General features: G+C 50.2%; 18 protein-coding genes. 7 read left to right on the forward strand and 11 right to left on the reverse strand.

Annotated elements, in window-relative coordinates:
* Positions 1–201: 201 nt before the first annotated feature.
* The 5 genes from IXB28_RS11725 to rpmI all read right to left on the reverse strand — a co-directional run bounded on the left by IXB28_RS11725 (position 202) and on the right by rpmI (position 2804).
* Entirely contained in the window at positions 202–765 is a 564-nt protein-coding gene (locus tag IXB28_RS11725; RefSeq protein WP_215618788.1) for a hypothetical protein, read from the reverse strand.
* A gap of 8 nt (positions 766–773) precedes the next feature.
* On the reverse strand, positions 774–1322 hold the full coding sequence (locus IXB28_RS11730) for a tetratricopeptide repeat protein (protein WP_215618789.1): 549 nt from the start codon (positions 1320–1322) through the stop codon (positions 774–776).
* A 59-nt stretch (positions 1323–1381) separates the two neighbouring features.
* A complete protein-coding gene (locus IXB28_RS11735; protein ID WP_326521025.1) occupies positions 1382–2107 on the reverse strand; it encodes a transporter substrate-binding domain-containing protein in 726 nt (241 codons plus the stop codon).
* 62 nt (positions 2108–2169) lie between these two features.
* Positions 2170–2523 carry a 50S ribosomal protein L20 gene (gene rplT, locus IXB28_RS11740; protein ID WP_215618791.1) on the reverse strand — a complete coding sequence of 118 codons (354 nt, stop codon included), beginning with the start codon at positions 2521–2523 and terminating at the stop codon, positions 2170–2172.
* Positions 2524–2606: 83 nt separating this feature from the next.
* Positions 2607–2804, reverse strand: coding sequence for a 50S ribosomal protein L35 (gene rpmI, locus IXB28_RS11745; RefSeq protein ID WP_193992679.1), 198 nt, complete (start codon positions 2802–2804; stop codon positions 2607–2609).
* A 161-nt stretch (positions 2805–2965) separates the two neighbouring features.
* On the opposite strand from rpmI, the gene IXB28_RS11750 reads away from it, so the two are divergent.
* The 3 genes from IXB28_RS11750 to IXB28_RS11760 all read left to right on the forward strand — a co-directional run bounded on the left by IXB28_RS11750 (position 2966) and on the right by IXB28_RS11760 (position 4911).
* Positions 2966–3511: an adenylate kinase gene (locus tag IXB28_RS11750; protein ID WP_215618792.1), complete on the forward strand. Its 546-nt coding sequence runs from the start codon at positions 2966–2968 to the stop codon at positions 3509–3511.
* 127 nt (positions 3512–3638) lie between these two features.
* The gene (locus tag IXB28_RS11755; RefSeq protein ID WP_215618793.1) at positions 3639–4388 is read left to right on the forward strand and encodes a DUF561 domain-containing protein; all 750 of its coding nucleotides are present in this window, start codon (positions 3639–3641) and stop codon (positions 4386–4388) included.
* An 88-nt stretch (positions 4389–4476) separates the two neighbouring features.
* Positions 4477–4911 (forward strand): NUDIX hydrolase, encoded by a 435-nt coding sequence (locus IXB28_RS11760; RefSeq protein ID WP_215618794.1) that lies wholly within the window; start codon positions 4477–4479, stop codon positions 4909–4911.
* An 11-nt stretch (positions 4912–4922) separates the two neighbouring features.
* Here the strand turns inward: IXB28_RS11760 and IXB28_RS11765 are convergent, their stop codons facing one another.
* The 3 genes from IXB28_RS11765 to IXB28_RS11775 form a co-directional block, all read right to left on the reverse strand.
* Positions 4923–5720 carry an ankyrin repeat domain-containing protein gene (locus IXB28_RS11765; protein ID WP_215618795.1) on the reverse strand — a complete coding sequence of 266 codons (798 nt, stop codon included), beginning with the start codon at positions 5718–5720 and terminating at the stop codon, positions 4923–4925.
* A 335-nt stretch (positions 5721–6055) separates the two neighbouring features.
* Complete coding sequence (locus IXB28_RS11770) at positions 6056–7048, reverse strand: ribose-phosphate pyrophosphokinase (RefSeq protein WP_326521026.1); 993 nt, start codon at positions 7046–7048, stop codon at positions 6056–6058.
* A 631-nt stretch (positions 7049–7679) separates the two neighbouring features.
* The gene (locus IXB28_RS11775) at positions 7680–7991 is read right to left on the reverse strand and encodes a DUF3067 family protein (protein ID WP_215618796.1); all 312 of its coding nucleotides are present in this window, start codon (positions 7989–7991) and stop codon (positions 7680–7682) included.
* Between the two features lie 398 nt (positions 7992–8389).
* Here IXB28_RS11775 and petC point away from each other — a divergent pair, with 398 nt between their 5' ends.
* From petC to IXB28_RS11795, 4 genes are all read left to right on the forward strand, one after another.
* Positions 8390–8932, forward strand: a complete 543-nt coding sequence (gene petC, locus IXB28_RS11780) for a cytochrome b6-f complex iron-sulfur subunit (protein WP_215618797.1) — start codon at positions 8390–8392, stop codon at positions 8930–8932.
* Between the two features lie 54 nt (positions 8933–8986).
* Positions 8987–9955: a cytochrome f gene (gene petA, locus IXB28_RS11785; protein ID WP_215618798.1), complete on the forward strand. Its 969-nt coding sequence runs from the start codon at positions 8987–8989 to the stop codon at positions 9953–9955.
* 160 nt (positions 9956–10115) lie between these two features.
* A complete protein-coding gene (gene cysS, locus IXB28_RS11790) occupies positions 10116–11564 on the forward strand; it encodes a cysteine--tRNA ligase (RefSeq protein WP_215618799.1) in 1449 nt (482 codons plus the stop codon).
* Positions 11565–11609: 45 nt separating this feature from the next.
* Positions 11610–12314, forward strand: a complete 705-nt coding sequence (locus IXB28_RS11795) for a TrmH family RNA methyltransferase (protein ID WP_215618800.1) — start codon at positions 11610–11612, stop codon at positions 12312–12314.
* 9 nt (positions 12315–12323) lie between these two features.
* Here the strand turns inward: IXB28_RS11795 and rsgA are convergent, their stop codons facing one another.
* The 3 genes from rsgA to dnaJ are packed head-to-tail and all read right to left on the reverse strand — an operon-like array spanning position 12324 to position 14838.
* Positions 12324–13430 carry a small ribosomal subunit biogenesis GTPase RsgA gene (gene rsgA / locus IXB28_RS11800; protein WP_215618801.1) on the reverse strand — a complete coding sequence of 369 codons (1107 nt, stop codon included), beginning with the start codon at positions 13428–13430 and terminating at the stop codon, positions 12324–12326.
* Between the two features lie 10 nt (positions 13431–13440).
* Positions 13441–13692: a sulfurtransferase TusA family protein gene (locus IXB28_RS11805; RefSeq protein ID WP_215618802.1), complete on the reverse strand. Its 252-nt coding sequence runs from the start codon at positions 13690–13692 to the stop codon at positions 13441–13443.
* Positions 13693–13710: 18 nt separating this feature from the next.
* Positions 13711–14838, reverse strand: coding sequence for a molecular chaperone DnaJ (gene dnaJ / locus IXB28_RS11810; RefSeq protein ID WP_215618803.1), 1128 nt, complete (start codon positions 14836–14838; stop codon positions 13711–13713).
* Positions 14839–14930: the final 92 nt, after the last annotated feature.

The following is a 14930-nucleotide window of genomic DNA, read 5'->3' on the forward strand; positions in this document are numbered from 1 at the left end:
GGGGAATGGAGAATAGTAAGGCGTGAATGGTGTGTCAGGTTGAACCGCGTTTTAGCCCATCCCCCCATCCATCCTAAATTTAATCTTGACAGACTAGGTTGCGGCCATTCCAGGCTATTCCTGGATTAGTTACAGTCACCACATCCTGGCTGTTAGCCGCAGTGGGATAACGTTTCACTCTTGTAAATCAGCAATGACGCATTATCCAGGCCACTGGATAATGCCCTTGGTCGGACTCGAATTCCAAGCCCAATCACCATGATTACCGATCGCCTTTTGTAATTCAGCTAAGTAACGACTGGCATCACACACGTTGGGCAGCTCGCTGGATATCTCGTCCGAGTCTAAATATTGCACCTCGTCCAGCCTAGTGGCCAGCGCCAAGACCTTGCTCCAATGCTCCGTAAGCACCCCATAGGTAAACGGAATCAACGCCTCCAGCAAATGCTCAACGCCGCATTTTTGTATCCAAGCGTAGTCGCCCTGGCCACCGCCACACGTTAGCTCAGTCAATATGGCGTTGACCCGCACATCCCCGTGGTTATAAATGGCCTCGCCGACAACGCCTGCCACTGATATCGCCCCATCTTGAACCTTGGCCATCAATGGCGGAGTTTCCTGCTGCAGTTCAAAATTGTAGCGATGCACCCGCCCGGTGCCGTCAGAATTAATTCTGACTCCATTCATCACGATACCGAACGCTTGATAGAGACAGCAGTGGCTAGCCTCATGAATGGCGGTTAGAGATAGGTCGTTTTCAGTCACCGCAAAAACTACTGCTTCATCGGAATCGCCACCCGCTTACGTAAAGACTGAGCCCGTCGCTTCGCCGTTGCATTGTCTGGCTCAATTTTTAGAGCTTGGTCATAGGTTTCTAATGCTTGCACAGTCAGTTGCTTTTTTTCGTAGCTATGGCCCAAGTTATTCAGGGCAGTCACATAGCCTGGAGCAATTTTTAAAGCTGACTTGTACTGACGAATGGCTAAATCGTATTGACCTTGAGCAAAGTAGGCATACCCAAGGGCGTTATAAATCAGTGGCGCATTTTCTTCTGCTTCTTTTTCTTCTTCTGTCAGAGCCTTCAAAGCCTGTTGCAGATACAGTGCCGACTGAGAAAATAACTTTTTATCTAACAGCAAGCTGCCTAGCTCGTAATACTCCTGGGCGGTTCCCTTTTCTTTGGTTAGTTTTTTCTGCAAACGCCCTAGGGTGTTTTCAATACGGCGAGTCTTAAATACCTGGCGAATAATAAAAAAGGCGGATAACCCTAGCAGTGTTAGCAAAATGCCTAGGTATGTCAGAAATAGGGTGCTATTCTCCATGAACTCGCTCAATCAGTGAATACTTACAGCAGTGGTCCAAGTTTATTCTCCCACGGTAGTTACCGTAACCCCCAGTAGGTAGCCCGATCTTGTAACCAACCTTCGCTATCCCATTGCCCCATGGCTTGGTTAATGGCACGACGCAGATCGCTATGGTGAGTGCCTTTTGGAATTGCGATCGCCACCGGCTCTATGGAAATCACGTCATCCAATAGCCGATAGCGACTATCTTGCTGCTGCCAACCCGTGAGCAACGAAACATTGCCACTAAAGGCATCGACCTGGCCCGCATCTAGTTGGGTCAGCGCCGCTTGATAGGATGGCACTGTTACGAGGGTGGCCTGGGGCAGTTGCGCCCGCACATGGGCCAAGGTACTAGAATTTGCCAGCACAGCAATGCGGCCAAAGGTCAGGTCGCCTAGACCATTGATGCGCTGTGACGTCGTTATAAACCCGGCACCGTCTAAATAATAGGGCTCACTAAAGCTGGTAATGCGCTGTCGCTGGGCGGTGACGGTGATGCCTGCGATCGCAATATCTGCATTGCCCTCAACCACCACATTCACCCGGTCTACATTACTGACCGGCAGCAATTCCACCGCATCGGCATCACCCAATAAATCTGTCGCCAAACGACGGGCCAGATCAATTTCGAAACCCCGTAGCTCACCCGTGGCATCACGATAGCCCAAAGGATAATGATTGTCTTTCACAGCCACAATCAAACGGCCACGGGCTTGAATTTCTGATAATTCTGAAGATACAGCAATTGGGGGCACAGACACCTGTACCCCCAACATTAGAGCTGTAACCAGCACATATCTCCACATCGGCTATGGGAGAATGCCTACCCTTTTTTACCCGCTAGCTCAACCACCTGGGTAAAGGTATCTGGATCTAGAACGGCCATCTGGGCCAGCATTTTACGATTGATCTGAATATTCGCTGTCTTCAGGTCACCAATTAAACGACTGTAGGTAGTGCCGTTTAGGCGAGCTGCAGCATTAATACGAGTAATCCACAACCGGCGAAAATCACGTTTCTTATTACGACGGTCGCGATAGGCATACCGCAGGGCTTTCATCACCTGCTGGTTAGCCGTCCGGAAGAGTTTAGAATGGGAGCCCCGGTACCCCTTCGCAAGCTTGAGGATTTTCTTGCGGCGCTTGCGAGCTACATTGCCGCGTTTTACACGTGCCATACTTGGTCGTTTTAACTAACTGTAAACAATTGGAAAGTTGCAGACTCATTACCTATGCCACCAAGGACATTAGCGTAATCGGTCTACAAATAAGGCATCATACCTTCGATGTTGGGTACATCTGCATCAACCACAACAGCCTTCTTAGAAAGACGGCTCTTACGGCATGTTGACTTGTGCTGCAGCAGGTGATTCTTAAACGCCTTACGACGCATAATTTTACCGCTTCCACTACGGCGAAAACGCTTTGCAGCAGCCCGACGAGTTTTGAGCTTGGGCATAATTAAACCTGTTAGACTTTAGCCGCTTTTACACGGTCTACAAGTCTACTACGTTTGCAGGGTTAGCTTCAATAGTCGCCACTAAAATCGGCTATGGCCACCAGGTCTGTGGAAGCAGTACCCCTCGCTTTTTACTTTTTAGCCCATAACTAAGGATATTGATGCAGCTAGTAATCTTAGGTGGCCCTGGCTCGGGGAAAGGGACGCAGTCTAACAAACTTAGTCAGCACTTTGGGATTCCATGGATTTCGACCGGGGATATCCTGCGCGCAGAAATTACAGCAAATTCCACCTTGGGAAAACAGGTCTCTGATACCTTGACCCAGGGCAAACTGGTGCCCGACACCTTAATGATTGATGTGATTAAACAGCGATTGCAAGCCACAGATACTCACAACGGCTGGATTTTGGATGGCTATCCCCGCACGGCCTTTCAAGCAGAAGAACTCGACTTCTTTCTCGATACGCTCAACCGCAAGGTAAACCACGTTATTTGGCTCGATTTGCCCATTCACTGCCTAATTGAACGTTCGGAACATCGAGGAGCGATTGATGACACCCCAGATGCCATCCGACGGCGCATTGAAACCCTTCTGGCCACAACCGTGCCCATGCTGGACTACTACGACTACCGACAACGGCTAATGCGGGTTGATGGCAACCAGGCCCCAGATGAGGTGAAACGGTCGATTTTAGCGAACCTGTAAGCCATGGCTCAATTCTGACAGGAGCTCAAAAACCATAATCAGGGTTGCCCGGAGCATGATTTTTAACCATTGGCCGCCCCCACATCTGGCACAATAGCCCTGAATCGATCTTGTCCGATAACGACTTATGACTATCCACCCCAACCTCCGCACAGCATTTGCCCAAGGTCATGCATTAAAGATTATTAGCGGCTTGACCAACTTTGATACGGCCCATGTTTTAGCGGTTGCCAAATCCGCCCAGCAGGGCGGCGCCACATTTGTTGATATTGCAGCCGACGCTGAACTGGTACGCCAGGTTAATCAACAGATAAACCTACCTATCTGTGTTTCGGCCATTGACCCTGAGGCATTTTTAGCCCCTGTCGCCGCAGGGGCCACCCTGATTGAAATTGGTAATTTCGATGCATTTTATGCCCAGGGTCTGAAGTTCACAGCAGAGGATGTCCTCAGCCTGACCCGACGCACCCGGGAACTACTGCCCCACATTACGTTGTCGGTGACTGTTCCCCACACGCTGCCGTTAGATGCCCAGGTCAAACTGGCGGAGGACTTAGTGGGCCTCGGCGCAGACATTATTCAAACTGAAGGCGGCACCAGTAGCCAGCCGCTTCACTCGGGTACCGTTGGCTTGATTGAAAAAGCAACGCCGACCTTAGCCGCAGCCCACGCAATCTCACGGGCTGTGGGCATCCCGGTGCTTTGTGCCTCTGGGATTTCAGACATCACCGCACCGATGGCGATCGCAGCCGGTGCGGCGGGTGTGGGTGTAGGCTCCGCCGTGAATAAACTGAATGACACCATTGCCATGGTGGCAGCGGTCCGGAGCCTACGCGAAGCTCTGCACGTCGTGACGCGTACAACCGTGAACGCGTAAGAGAATCGCCTCTAGAATAAGAGATAGCACTGATTGCCTCTCTCTTATTCTAGAGACACCATTATCTCCTCATAAATGGAGAAAATCCATGGGAAAGCCCCGCATTCGCCCCATTGCCCTGGGGTTGATTAAACACCAGGGTCATATTTTTGTCAGCAAAGGATACGACCCCGTCAAAGACCAAGGGTTTTATCGGTTTCTAGGGGGCGGCATTGATTTTGGGGAGACCAGCCTCGATGCCCTACAACGGGAATTTCGAGAAGAGATCCAAGCCGAGCTCACCAATATTCGATACCTGGGCTGTCTAGAAAATATTTTTACCTGCCGGGGCAAGCCAGGTCACGAACTGATCCAACTGTTTCAATGCGATTTTGTAGATTCCAAGTTTCACAACCTGGAAAAAATCTACCCCCTAGTGGAAGGCAAAAACGTGCACGATGCCATGTGGATATCCATTGACCAGGTGCAAGCCGGCAACTTAAATCTAGTCCCGGAAAGCTGTTATCGCTATCTCTACGACTGAGCCAGCTGCCCCTACATGGCATTGCGTAACATCGTGGAAATTGTTTGATTCCCTTGGGTTTGGGCAAGTTTCAACACACTGACGCCCCGTTGGCTCGCCCGTGGATTTGCACCGTAGCGCAGCAACAACCTCACTAGCTCGCTATTGCCAGCCTCTACAGCCCGGTACAAGGGCATCGCCACATCGGGGTCGGCACTGCCCTCCAGCAATAGACGCACAATGGCAATATTGCCAGCTTCCACCGCCTTATATAGGGGTGTGATGCCGGCTACTTGGGCGTTGGCATTGGCGCCGCCACGCAATAGTAGCTGCACCATTTCGACGTTACCAACTTCGGTTGCGCGGTAAAGCAACGGCACACCATAGGCGGTACGCCGATCTGGAGATGCCCCAGCCTCGACTAAAATACGCACCAGCTCCAGGTTGCCCATGTCCACCGCTCGGCCCAGGGCCGTTTGTCCACCGGCACTGACAACATCGACATCGGCCCCCTGGGCCACTAACAGTTGCACCATGGTTCGATTGCCTTGCTCAGCTGCGATCGCAACCGGATACCCCAGATACCGATTCCCTGCATTCACCCGAGCGCCCCGCCCAAGCAATAGCTCTGTCTGCGGCACATCACCACGCCGGACCGCATCCAACAACCGCCGATCTAACTCCGGCAAACCGTTATCCAACGCCTCTGCCTGAGCCACCGAAGCACCGAACAACAAACGCTGGGACTGGACCTTCAGAAAGCTAGTACTGAAAAAACTAATAACCAACAAAGTGCTGGCTAACCGCAAAATAGATGTGCCTTTAACCATGGTTGTAAACGGATAATAGATAGCCCTTTGCCAAAGCAACGAAGCGAACCGCACATAGCTGTTGCCTACCAGCCAGCTAGCAAGCACTGACTTTCACCAAACGCTATATTCACAGTCCGTCAACTACAGCACAAAGTTTCCACTGCCGGTACAACACACCCTAACCTTCATCACCTCATCATCAAGGTGACACAAGGGATAGGCACACCCCTAAGCCCAATATTTAAAACTATAAAAAAGCTATTCTCCTGATGCTCAACATCCCAAAAAAATTAGGGGATGCCTATCAAAGACTTCCCCCAATCAGCGTATACAGAACTGAGCAAACCTAGACTTTAACGAAACATGCTGCTCACAGAGCTCTCTTCATGAATCCGCCAAATAGTTTCTCCCACCAAATTAGCAATGGTGAGGGTAGTTAGCTGCGGAAACTGACGGTCGAGGGGCACAGGAATTGTATTGGTCACAATGACTTCTTCGAACACACCACTGGATAGCCGCTCAACCGCAGGGGGCGAAAAAACAGCATGGGTGGCGCAGGCATAGACCTGACGAGCCCCTTGGGCACGCAACAGTCGAGCCCCTTCAGAAATCGTGCCACCGGTGTCAATCATGTCGTCAACGAGGACAGCCGTTTTGCCATCCACATCGCCAATCAGGTTCATCACCTCAGCCACATTATGGGCCTGGCGACGCTTATCAATAATGGCCAAAGGTGCATCGTTTAGGCGTTTTGCAAATGCGCGTGCCCGCGCAACGCCACCAACATCGGGAGAAACCACCACCAGGTCGCTCAAACGTTTACTGGCCAAATAGTCAACCAGCACAGGTGAACCGTAGATATGATCGCAGGGAATATCGAAATACCCCTGAATCTGAGACGAATGCAGGTCCATCGCTAGGACACGATTCGCCCCAGATTTAGTGATCAAATTAGCCACCAGCTTGGCTGTGATGGATTCACGCCCAGCCGTTTTACGATCGGCTCGGGCATAGCCATAATAAGGAATCACAGCCGTAATCTGACGTGCAGACGCACGCCGACAGGCATCGACCATGATGAGCAATTCCATCAAATGGTCATTAACAGGCTGACAGGTGGGCTGAATTAAATAGACATCACACCCCCGAATGGATTCCTGAATTTGCACATATAGTTCACCATCGGCAAATCGCTTACGCACCATCGGTCCTAAATCAATTCCGAGGTAACGAGCAATCTCCCTGGAAAGGGCTATATTAGACGACCCTGAAAATAACTTCAGGCGACTGTTATCTTCCAAACTTGGCAGGGTTGTTTTAGCAGGCAACGTTGCAGAGCGGATCACGGCAAGCCCTCAAAGCATACTGAGCGAGTTCATGCAAATCGTAACATCGGTCCTAGGCAAATCTGACTGGATTTTACCTAAGCGAGTTAACTTTTGAAGACACACTAGTGTCTGAAATTAGCAAAAATATTAAACGCGTAACAGACCACTCAATGCTGCACAACATTATTGATTTTCATGGCGATCTGAACGCCTGGCCGCTTTCTTAAGTATGACAATAGTGACAAGCAGCCAATGAGATTTAGATATCTGTTAAAAGTGCAGTACATCCGGCAGTTTAGCCAGTTCACATCATCCCAATAATGCCCATTTACATGAACACTATTTATTCATGTAAATAGCCAATAATTTATGAAAAGAACTAATGGCAAACATAACGCCTTAAAGCCCGTTTAAAATTTACTTTTGCACACATGCAAAACTAATCTGAGCTCACATTAAAGATGATTTATCAAAAGTGCGCCTGGTTCAGTAGATCCAGGCACTAATTAATGTGTTCTTTAACACATTTTCAATTAATGGTATCAGACGAGTTAAAGATTGAGTATCCGTATCTTTTAATTCCGCAATTAGCCCGTTCACGGGACTTAAGCGCTGCCGCAAAGGTACGGCTCAGAATATCAACAGGCCCCTAATCCAATAGCCATTCCGAGGAACGTCGGCCTAAATCAATGGGAATGTTGACGGCTTTGCCTAGACGCGGCCGCTCATTGGTTTGCTCGATAGCTTCTTGCACCTGGGTCAAGCAGCCCATGGCCTCAAGATACATAACAACGTCCTTTAGATGGGCCAAATACTCCTCTTCGTCCATAGGAAATGAGACTTGCTCCAAATAACGCCACATGATTTGAAAAAACACCTTAGTGGCTGTTTTACGAATTTGGACATCAAAGGAGTATCCCCATTTATCAATCAGGAGCTCTTGAAAGTCTTCGGGAGTCATAGGGCACCTACGGGTCTTTACATTTATTTACACTATTCCAAAGAATAAACTAACCCTGGCGTGGCATGGCCCACATGCTTTCGCTACCGCCAAGGACCAAGATTTTGTCTCCAACGTTACCTTCATAGTGCCTGAGTTCGCGGGGGCTGTAGGTCTTGTTACAGATGTATGCGATCGCATACATCTGTAGCTGCCCCAACCAATTACGCAGGTTATTAGCAGTAAAACCCTTAGGAAGAGCGCGTTATCTGAGACGGTGAAATGTAATAATACTCATAGCAATTTGCAAACTTCTGTGACGATAAAAGCTGTGCGTATATGGCTACTATCGATTTCAGAGGTTTTGCACTGGGCGATGCAGCCTTTGAATTCATACTCGCGTACATAGTCTGATAGTTATGGCTCAAGCTTCTGGAAACCCTGATGTCCCCGATTTGGGGCGTCGCCAATTCATGAATCTGCTCACCTTTGGAGCAGCCACTGGTACAGCTGTGGGCGCACTATATCCCATTGTTAAGTACTTTCTACCTCCCAGCAGTGGTTCTGCTGGCGGCGGTGTAACTGCTAAAGATGAGTTGGGTAACGACGTCATCGCTAGCACTTATTTGGAAACCCATGGCGCTGGTGATCGTTCCCTAGTGCAAGGCCTCAAGGGTGATCCAACATACTTGGTCATAACTGATGATGGCGGCATTGATAGCTATGCTGTTAACGCTGTTTGCACTCACCTTGGTTGTGTTGTTCCTTGGAACGCTGGCGCCAATAAGTTTATGTGCCCCTGCCATGGTTCTCAGTATGACTCTACCGGCAAGGTAGTCCGTGGCCCAGCGCCTCTTTCTTTACCGTTGGCGAAGTCAGAGGTTGCAGAAGATGGCAAGGTAGTTTTGAGCCCTTGGACAGAGACTGACTTCAGAACCGGCGAAGCACCCTACTGGGCTTAGGTATCTGTTTCACTTGATTTCTCTCTACGTAATTGAATTGCTGGCGTGCGACGGATGAAATTTAATTTTTTAAGTGTGTTCAATAAGCTGCTGAAAGCCGCTGTTTCTGGGACAGTAGTTGCGGTTGCAACTATGGGTCTTGTTCTCAGCAATGCGCAATCTGCAGAGGCCTATCCCTTTTGGGCCCAGGAAAATTACGATGTGCCTCGGGAAGCCACTGGCAAAATCGTTTGTGCCAACTGTCACCTCGGTAAAAAGAAGACCGAGATTGAGGTCCCCCAGGCAGTTTTACCCGACACAGTGTTCGAAGCTGTGGTTAAAGTTCCCTACGACCTAGATGCTCAGCAAGTATTGGGCGACGGTAGTAAGGGTGGTCTAAATGTGGGCGCATTGCTGATGCTGCCCGATGGATTTACATTGGCTCCCGACGACCGTATTCCTGAAGAAATGAAGGAAGAGATCGGTAGCACTTTCTATACTCCCTACAGTGATGAGCACCCCAACTGGTTGCTAGTGGGTCCTGTACCTGGTGAGCAGTATCAGGAAATTATTTTTCCTGTGCTTTCTCCTGACCCTGCTGCTGACAAGAACGTTAGCTTTGGTAAGTATCAGGTACACGTAGGCGGTAACCGCGGCCGTGGTCAGGTTTATCCCACCGGTCAAGCAACTAACAATGTTGTTTACACAGCCTCCAAGGGCGGTGTGATTACCAAGATCGACAAGGGCGACTATGGCACCGAGGTCACCATCAAGACTGCTGATGGCGACACCGTTACTGAAAGCCTGCAGCCTGGACCTGAGCTCATTGTTGCTGAAGGCGAGGCTGTTGAAGCAGGTGCTGCATTGACTAATGACCCCAATGTCGGTGGTTTTGGTCAGCACGATACTGAAATCGTGCTGCAGAGCCCCAACCGCATCAAAGGGTTACTAGCGTTTCTGGCTGCTGCTGCCCTGACCCAAATCATGCTTGTTCTGAAGAAGAAGCAGGTTGAAACTGTACAGGCTGCCAACATGACGTTCTAATGGTGTTGGCTTAGTCAAATTACTTCAATCCTTGGGGAGGGCACTTATGTGTCCTCCCTTTTTTATTTGGCTTCCACATAACATTCAGGCCAATAGGAGCCCAAAGCGGCTTACCATAAAAGGCAATTAAGCTTTCGCGCAGTTATTTAGTCCCTTTTCAATGAGCGTAGTCCTTTACAACACCCTGTCCCGCCGCAAAGAACCGTTTCAACCGTTAGAAGCTGGCACTGCCAAAATTTACTGCTGTGGGGTGACCGTATACGACTACTGCCATTTGGGCCATGCCCGCTGCTACGTGGTGTGGGATACGGTGCGACGTTATTTACAATGGCGCGGCTACGATGTGCACTACGTGCAAAACTTTACTGACATCGACGACAAAATTTTGAACCGTGCCCGTAAAGAAGGCACCACCATGGAAGCCATTTCCCAGCGTTTTATTGACGCCTACCACGAGGACATGGCGCGGCTCAATATCCAAGCAGCGGATGAGTATACCTATGCCACCCACACCATTGATGGCATCAAGCGGCTGATTGGAGAACTGGAGAACAAGGGTTACGCCTATGCCGCCGGTGGAGACGTTTATTACAAGGTGCGAAAGTTTGACGGCTATGGCAAACTTTCGGGTCGCAAGCTAGAGGATATGCAGGCTGGAGCCAGCGGTCGTGTGGCTGGGGGCGATGCCATCAAGGAATATCCCTTTGACTTTGCCCTGTGGAAAGGGGCTAAACCTGAGGAACCCTCCTGGGACTCTCCTTGGGGTGCAGGCCGACCGGGCTGGCACATTGAGTGTTCTGCCATGGTGCGCGATCGCATGGGCGACACCATCGATATTCACATGGGTGGCGGCGACCTCACCTTCCCCCACCATGAAAATGAAATTGCCCAGTCGGAGGCAGCCACCGGGCATCCCCTGTCTCAGTACTGGATGCACAATGGCATGGTGAATGTGAACGGAGAAAAAATGTCCAAATCCTTGGGCAACTTCACCACCATTCGTCAGCTGCTGGATGCCGAGGATGGATTAGATCCTATGGCACTGCGGCTATTTCTCTCCCAAGCCCAATATCGTAAACCGGTGGACTTTACGGCAGACGCGATCGCATCCGCCACCAAAAGCTGGCAAACCCTAAAAGACGGTTTACTGTTTGGCCATAACTACGGCCCGCAGCTCAATTGGCCTGACTCTGATGTCACCCTAAACCCTGAAAATGATGCGGTGCAGCGGTTCCAAATTGCCATGGACGACGACTTCAACACCCCGGAAGCTGTCGCTGTGCTATTTGAGCTGGCAAAAGAGCTACGGCGTCAGGGCAACCTATTGGTCCATGAAGGCAGCATTGATGCAGATAGTGAAGGTTTGCAACAGCAGTGGCACACCCTGATTTGCTTAGCCCAGGTCCTCGGCATTGAAGCGACTGCTGATAATATTGCTGTTCAGCATGATGGTCCTAGCGATGACGAAATCGCAGGATTAATTGAACAACGCCTCGCCGCTAAAAAAGGCAAGGACTTTGCCCTAGCCGATAAAATCCGCGATGACCTCACTGCCCAGGGAATTACGTTGATCGATAAGCCGGGTGGTGTGACCGAATGGCACCGGTGAATGGTGAGGCCTGAGCGCCCCGTCGTAGCACTGGCTAAACCATGGATGGCAGCAACTGACACCATGGATGCTGAGGCAATAGACGCCCTGATGAACTATTTGGGGACGTTTCTCACAGCCGAACGAAAGGCCAAAATTGAAACAATTCTGGCTGCTCGCACTCGCTATGTCACCGTCGCCCTAGAAGATATTCACACCAGTCAAAATGCCGGGGCCGTCCTGCGCAACTGCGATAACTTTGGCATTCAGGATGTTTATATTATTGAGAAAACCACCAGCTTTAAGGTAAACCTCAATGTGACGCGGGGTTGCCAAAAGTGGTTAACCACCCACCGCTACAGGCAACAGCAAAATAATACCCATGACTGTATTGCAGCCTTGAAAGCAAAGGGCTATGCCATTGTGGCCACTACGCCCCACACCGATGCGTGTGAGCTACCAGGGCTACCGTTAGATCGGCCCCTTGTCCTACTGTTTGGTAATGAATTAGACGGTCTATCGGCAATGGCAATGGCCCAGGCGGATCTCCATTTGAAAATTCCCATGTATGGGTTCAGCGAGAGTTTTAATATTTCGGTGAGCACAGCCCTGTGTTTTCAGAGTGTGTGCGATCGCTTGCGCCAATCCTCCATATCCTGGCGGCTATCTCCCTTAGAACAAAAAGCCCTAAAGCTACAGTGGTATCGCAACTCTTGCAAAAATTTGCAGGCGATAGAAGCTAACTTTTGGACCACACAAGCCCGTACTTAATCAGGCTTGCTAGAAGCCATACTCTTCTAAAACAGCATCATCCAAATCATCAATGGAATCCGCGCCCATCACGTCATAACACATGTCCTGCAAATCCTGATGTTTGCGACGACGGGACTTTTGACGATACTTTTTCGCTTCCAGCTTAGGCTCGTGCTGCACTTGGCCATCGCTGCCCATTTTCACTTTTTCCACCGCTTCAGCATCGGGCCGATGTTCCTGCTGCTGCTGATGTTGCAACACCTCATCTAATAGCGACAAATAGTGGGGGTAGCGTTCCCAATCCCCCCGCACACAGCACCCGGGCTCGTCGCGGTGCACACAATCATTGAACTGACACTGCCCCTGGCTACGGCGAATTTCTGGAAAACACCGCATCAGCATTGCCACATCACAGGTAATGTCGGGTTGGTTAAATCCAGGCGTATCAGCCAGTAGCCCTCCTCCGGGCAAACCAAATAGTTCCACATGGCGGGTGGTATGGCGCCCGCGACCTAACTTGCCTGACACGGTATTCGTGCGAGCGTCCACATCGGGCACCAATCGATTTAACAGACTCGATTTACCCACACCAGAAGGCCCCGCCACAACGGTCACCCGCTGCTTTAGGGTATCCATTAATGTGGATGGCAGGCATGGATCAGTCTGTACGCTTACAAATGTAGGTTTATAGCCCCAAACCCCAAGGCGAGCCTGCCACTGCTCAATGTCCTCCGGCGTTAATAAATCTCGCTTATTAAGACATAAACGAACGGGAATCCCGGTGGATTCTGCTTTGACTAAAAAACGACTGAGCTGAATTGGATCTAACTGGGGTTCCGCCAGGGCAAACACCAACAGAATTTGATCCACATTGGAAACCGGCGGTCGATCTAGTAGGTTATTGCGGGGATGAATGGTTGCGATCGCGCCACGCTGATCTTGCCAATCCATTTCCTCGACGACTACCTGATCCCCCACCACCACCTGCTGGCCTAGCTTTTTCAGCCGAGCCCGACGGGTGCACAAAAAATACAAAGGCTCACCAGCGACCAGAAATCTAACCTGATAATAATTCGCCTGACAGGCAACAACGGTACCCACTTGAGACGAAACTTGTTGGGCCTCCTGCTTCATACACTCACCATCAACCCACTGGCTGCCGCACATGAAGCATAAAATACCCCTCAGTCGTTTCCTCTAATTTCTCAACCAGAAACCCAGACGAACGCAAACTATCGGGCACCTGCTCAATCGGTTCACCGGCATCTAGCCAAATCTCAAGCAACGCACCCACAGCCATTTTCTGCAGCTTCAACTTGGTGCGCACAAAATTCAAAGGGCAAGGCGTTCCGCGTAAATCAAGCGTCTCATCGGGGCTAGACAAAGCGTCCATCATCTTGTGAAATCTCCCGACTTATCCCTTAAAAAGACCACCTAGAAACCCCTCAAGTCCTTTTTTTGAAATAGAATCTCCACGCACTTCCGCCAGCTTAGCCAGCAATTCCCGTTCCTCAGGCTTAATGCGCGTAGGAATATCCACTAAAACCGTCAGCAAATGATTACCACGACTGACCGGATTACCCAATTTCGGCACTCCGCGATTTTCCAGCGTCAACACCGTATTGGGCTGCGTTCCAGCAGGCACCTGAACTTCCAAAGGCCCGTCCACCGTTTCCACCTGTAAGTCACAGCCTAAAATCGCCTGCAAATAGCTCACCTTCAAATCTGACAACACATTAATGCCATCGCGCTTGAACTTGGCATGCTCTTTGACAAATAAGTAAACATACAAATCGCCAGGAGGGCCACCGCGCATCCCCGCATCGCCCTCATTAGAAACACGCAGGCGGGTCCCATTGTCCACACCAGCAGGCACCGTAATCTTTAACTTCTTGGTCTCCTGCTTTCGCCCAGCACCGCCACAAACTTCACAGCGGTCCTCAACCACTTCACCAGTACCGTTGCATGTAGGGCAAGCCGATACCTGAGTAAAGCTACCAAATGGGGTGCGTGTAGCCCGACGTACCTGTCCCGAACCACTACAGGTGGAACAGGTGCGAGGACGAGTTCCAGGCTTAGCCCCCGACCCCTTACAGGTCATACAATTTTCTAGATGGCTAATCTTGATTTCTTTCTCACCACCAAAAATAGCCTCCGAGAAATCCAATTTCAGATCTAAACGCAGATCATCACCGCGCACAGGCCCACGCCGCTTTGTCTGGGTAGGGCCCCCAGAAAAGCCACTGAAAAAACTTTCAAAGATATCAGCAAAACCGCCCATATCTGAAAAGTCTTGGAAGCCTGGCCCACCAGCGGCTGCACCACCTACACCAGCTTCACCAAATCGATCATAACGAGCACGAATCTCAGGTTCCGATAGGACCTCATACGCTCGATTGATCTCTTTGAACTTATCTTCAGCGCCCGGATCTTTATTAACGTCAGGGTGATACTTACGTGCCAGCCGACGATAAGCGCGTTTTACTTCGTCCTGATCGGCCCCCCGGGAAACACCGAGTACCTCATAGTAATCACGAGCCATAGCGTGCTAGCTGAACAACGACAACTGAAAACCTTTCCAACTATTCTACGCAAGCACGGAACATTAATAATTAGCAATTCCCGTACCCTGAG

Source organism: Leptothoe kymatousa TAU-MAC 1615 (assembly GCF_018739865.1).
GTDB classification, from domain to species: Bacteria; Cyanobacteriota; Cyanobacteriia; order Phormidesmidales; family Phormidesmidaceae; genus Leptothoe; species Leptothoe kymatousa.

What these genes read in the sequence shown, in the direction of transcription:
- IXB28_RS11730 (WP_215618789.1), bottom strand. Translation starts at nt 1,322, where the DNA reads ATGGAGAATAGCACCCTATTTCTGACATACCTAGGCATTTTGCTAACA.
- rplT (WP_215618791.1), bottom strand. Translation starts at nt 2,523, where the DNA reads ATGGCACGTGTAAAACGCGGCAATGTAGCTCGCAAGCGCCGCAAGAAA.
- rpmI (WP_193992679.1), bottom strand. Translation starts at nt 2,804, where the DNA reads ATGCCCAAGCTCAAAACTCGTCGGGCTGCTGCAAAGCGTTTTCGCCGT.
- IXB28_RS11750 (WP_215618792.1), top strand. Translation starts at nt 2,966, where the DNA reads ATGCAGCTAGTAATCTTAGGTGGCCCTGGCTCGGGGAAAGGGACGCAG.
- IXB28_RS11755 (WP_215618793.1), top strand. Translation starts at nt 3,639, where the DNA reads ATGACTATCCACCCCAACCTCCGCACAGCATTTGCCCAAGGTCATGCA.
- IXB28_RS11760 (WP_215618794.1), top strand. Translation starts at nt 4,477, where the DNA reads ATGGGAAAGCCCCGCATTCGCCCCATTGCCCTGGGGTTGATTAAACAC.
- IXB28_RS11765 (WP_215618795.1), bottom strand. Translation starts at nt 5,720, where the DNA reads ATGGTTAAAGGCACATCTATTTTGCGGTTAGCCAGCACTTTGTTGGTT.
- IXB28_RS11775 (WP_215618796.1), bottom strand. Translation starts at nt 7,991, where the DNA reads ATGACTCCCGAAGACTTTCAAGAGCTCCTGATTGATAAATGGGGATAC.
- petC (WP_215618797.1), top strand. Translation starts at nt 8,390, where the DNA reads ATGGCTCAAGCTTCTGGAAACCCTGATGTCCCCGATTTGGGGCGTCGC.
- petA (WP_215618798.1), top strand. Translation starts at nt 8,987, where the DNA reads ATGAAATTTAATTTTTTAAGTGTGTTCAATAAGCTGCTGAAAGCCGCT.
- cysS (WP_215618799.1), top strand. Translation starts at nt 10,116, where the DNA reads ATGAGCGTAGTCCTTTACAACACCCTGTCCCGCCGCAAAGAACCGTTT.
- IXB28_RS11795 (WP_215618800.1), top strand. Translation starts at nt 11,610, where the DNA reads ATGGCAGCAACTGACACCATGGATGCTGAGGCAATAGACGCCCTGATG.
- rsgA (WP_215618801.1), bottom strand. Translation starts at nt 13,430, where the DNA reads ATGAAGCAGGAGGCCCAACAAGTTTCGTCTCAAGTGGGTACCGTTGTT.
- IXB28_RS11805 (WP_215618802.1), bottom strand. Translation starts at nt 13,692, where the DNA reads ATGATGGACGCTTTGTCTAGCCCCGATGAGACGCTTGATTTACGCGGA.
- dnaJ (WP_215618803.1), bottom strand. Translation starts at nt 14,838, where the DNA reads ATGGCTCGTGATTACTATGAGGTACTCGGTGTTTCCCGGGGGGCCGAT.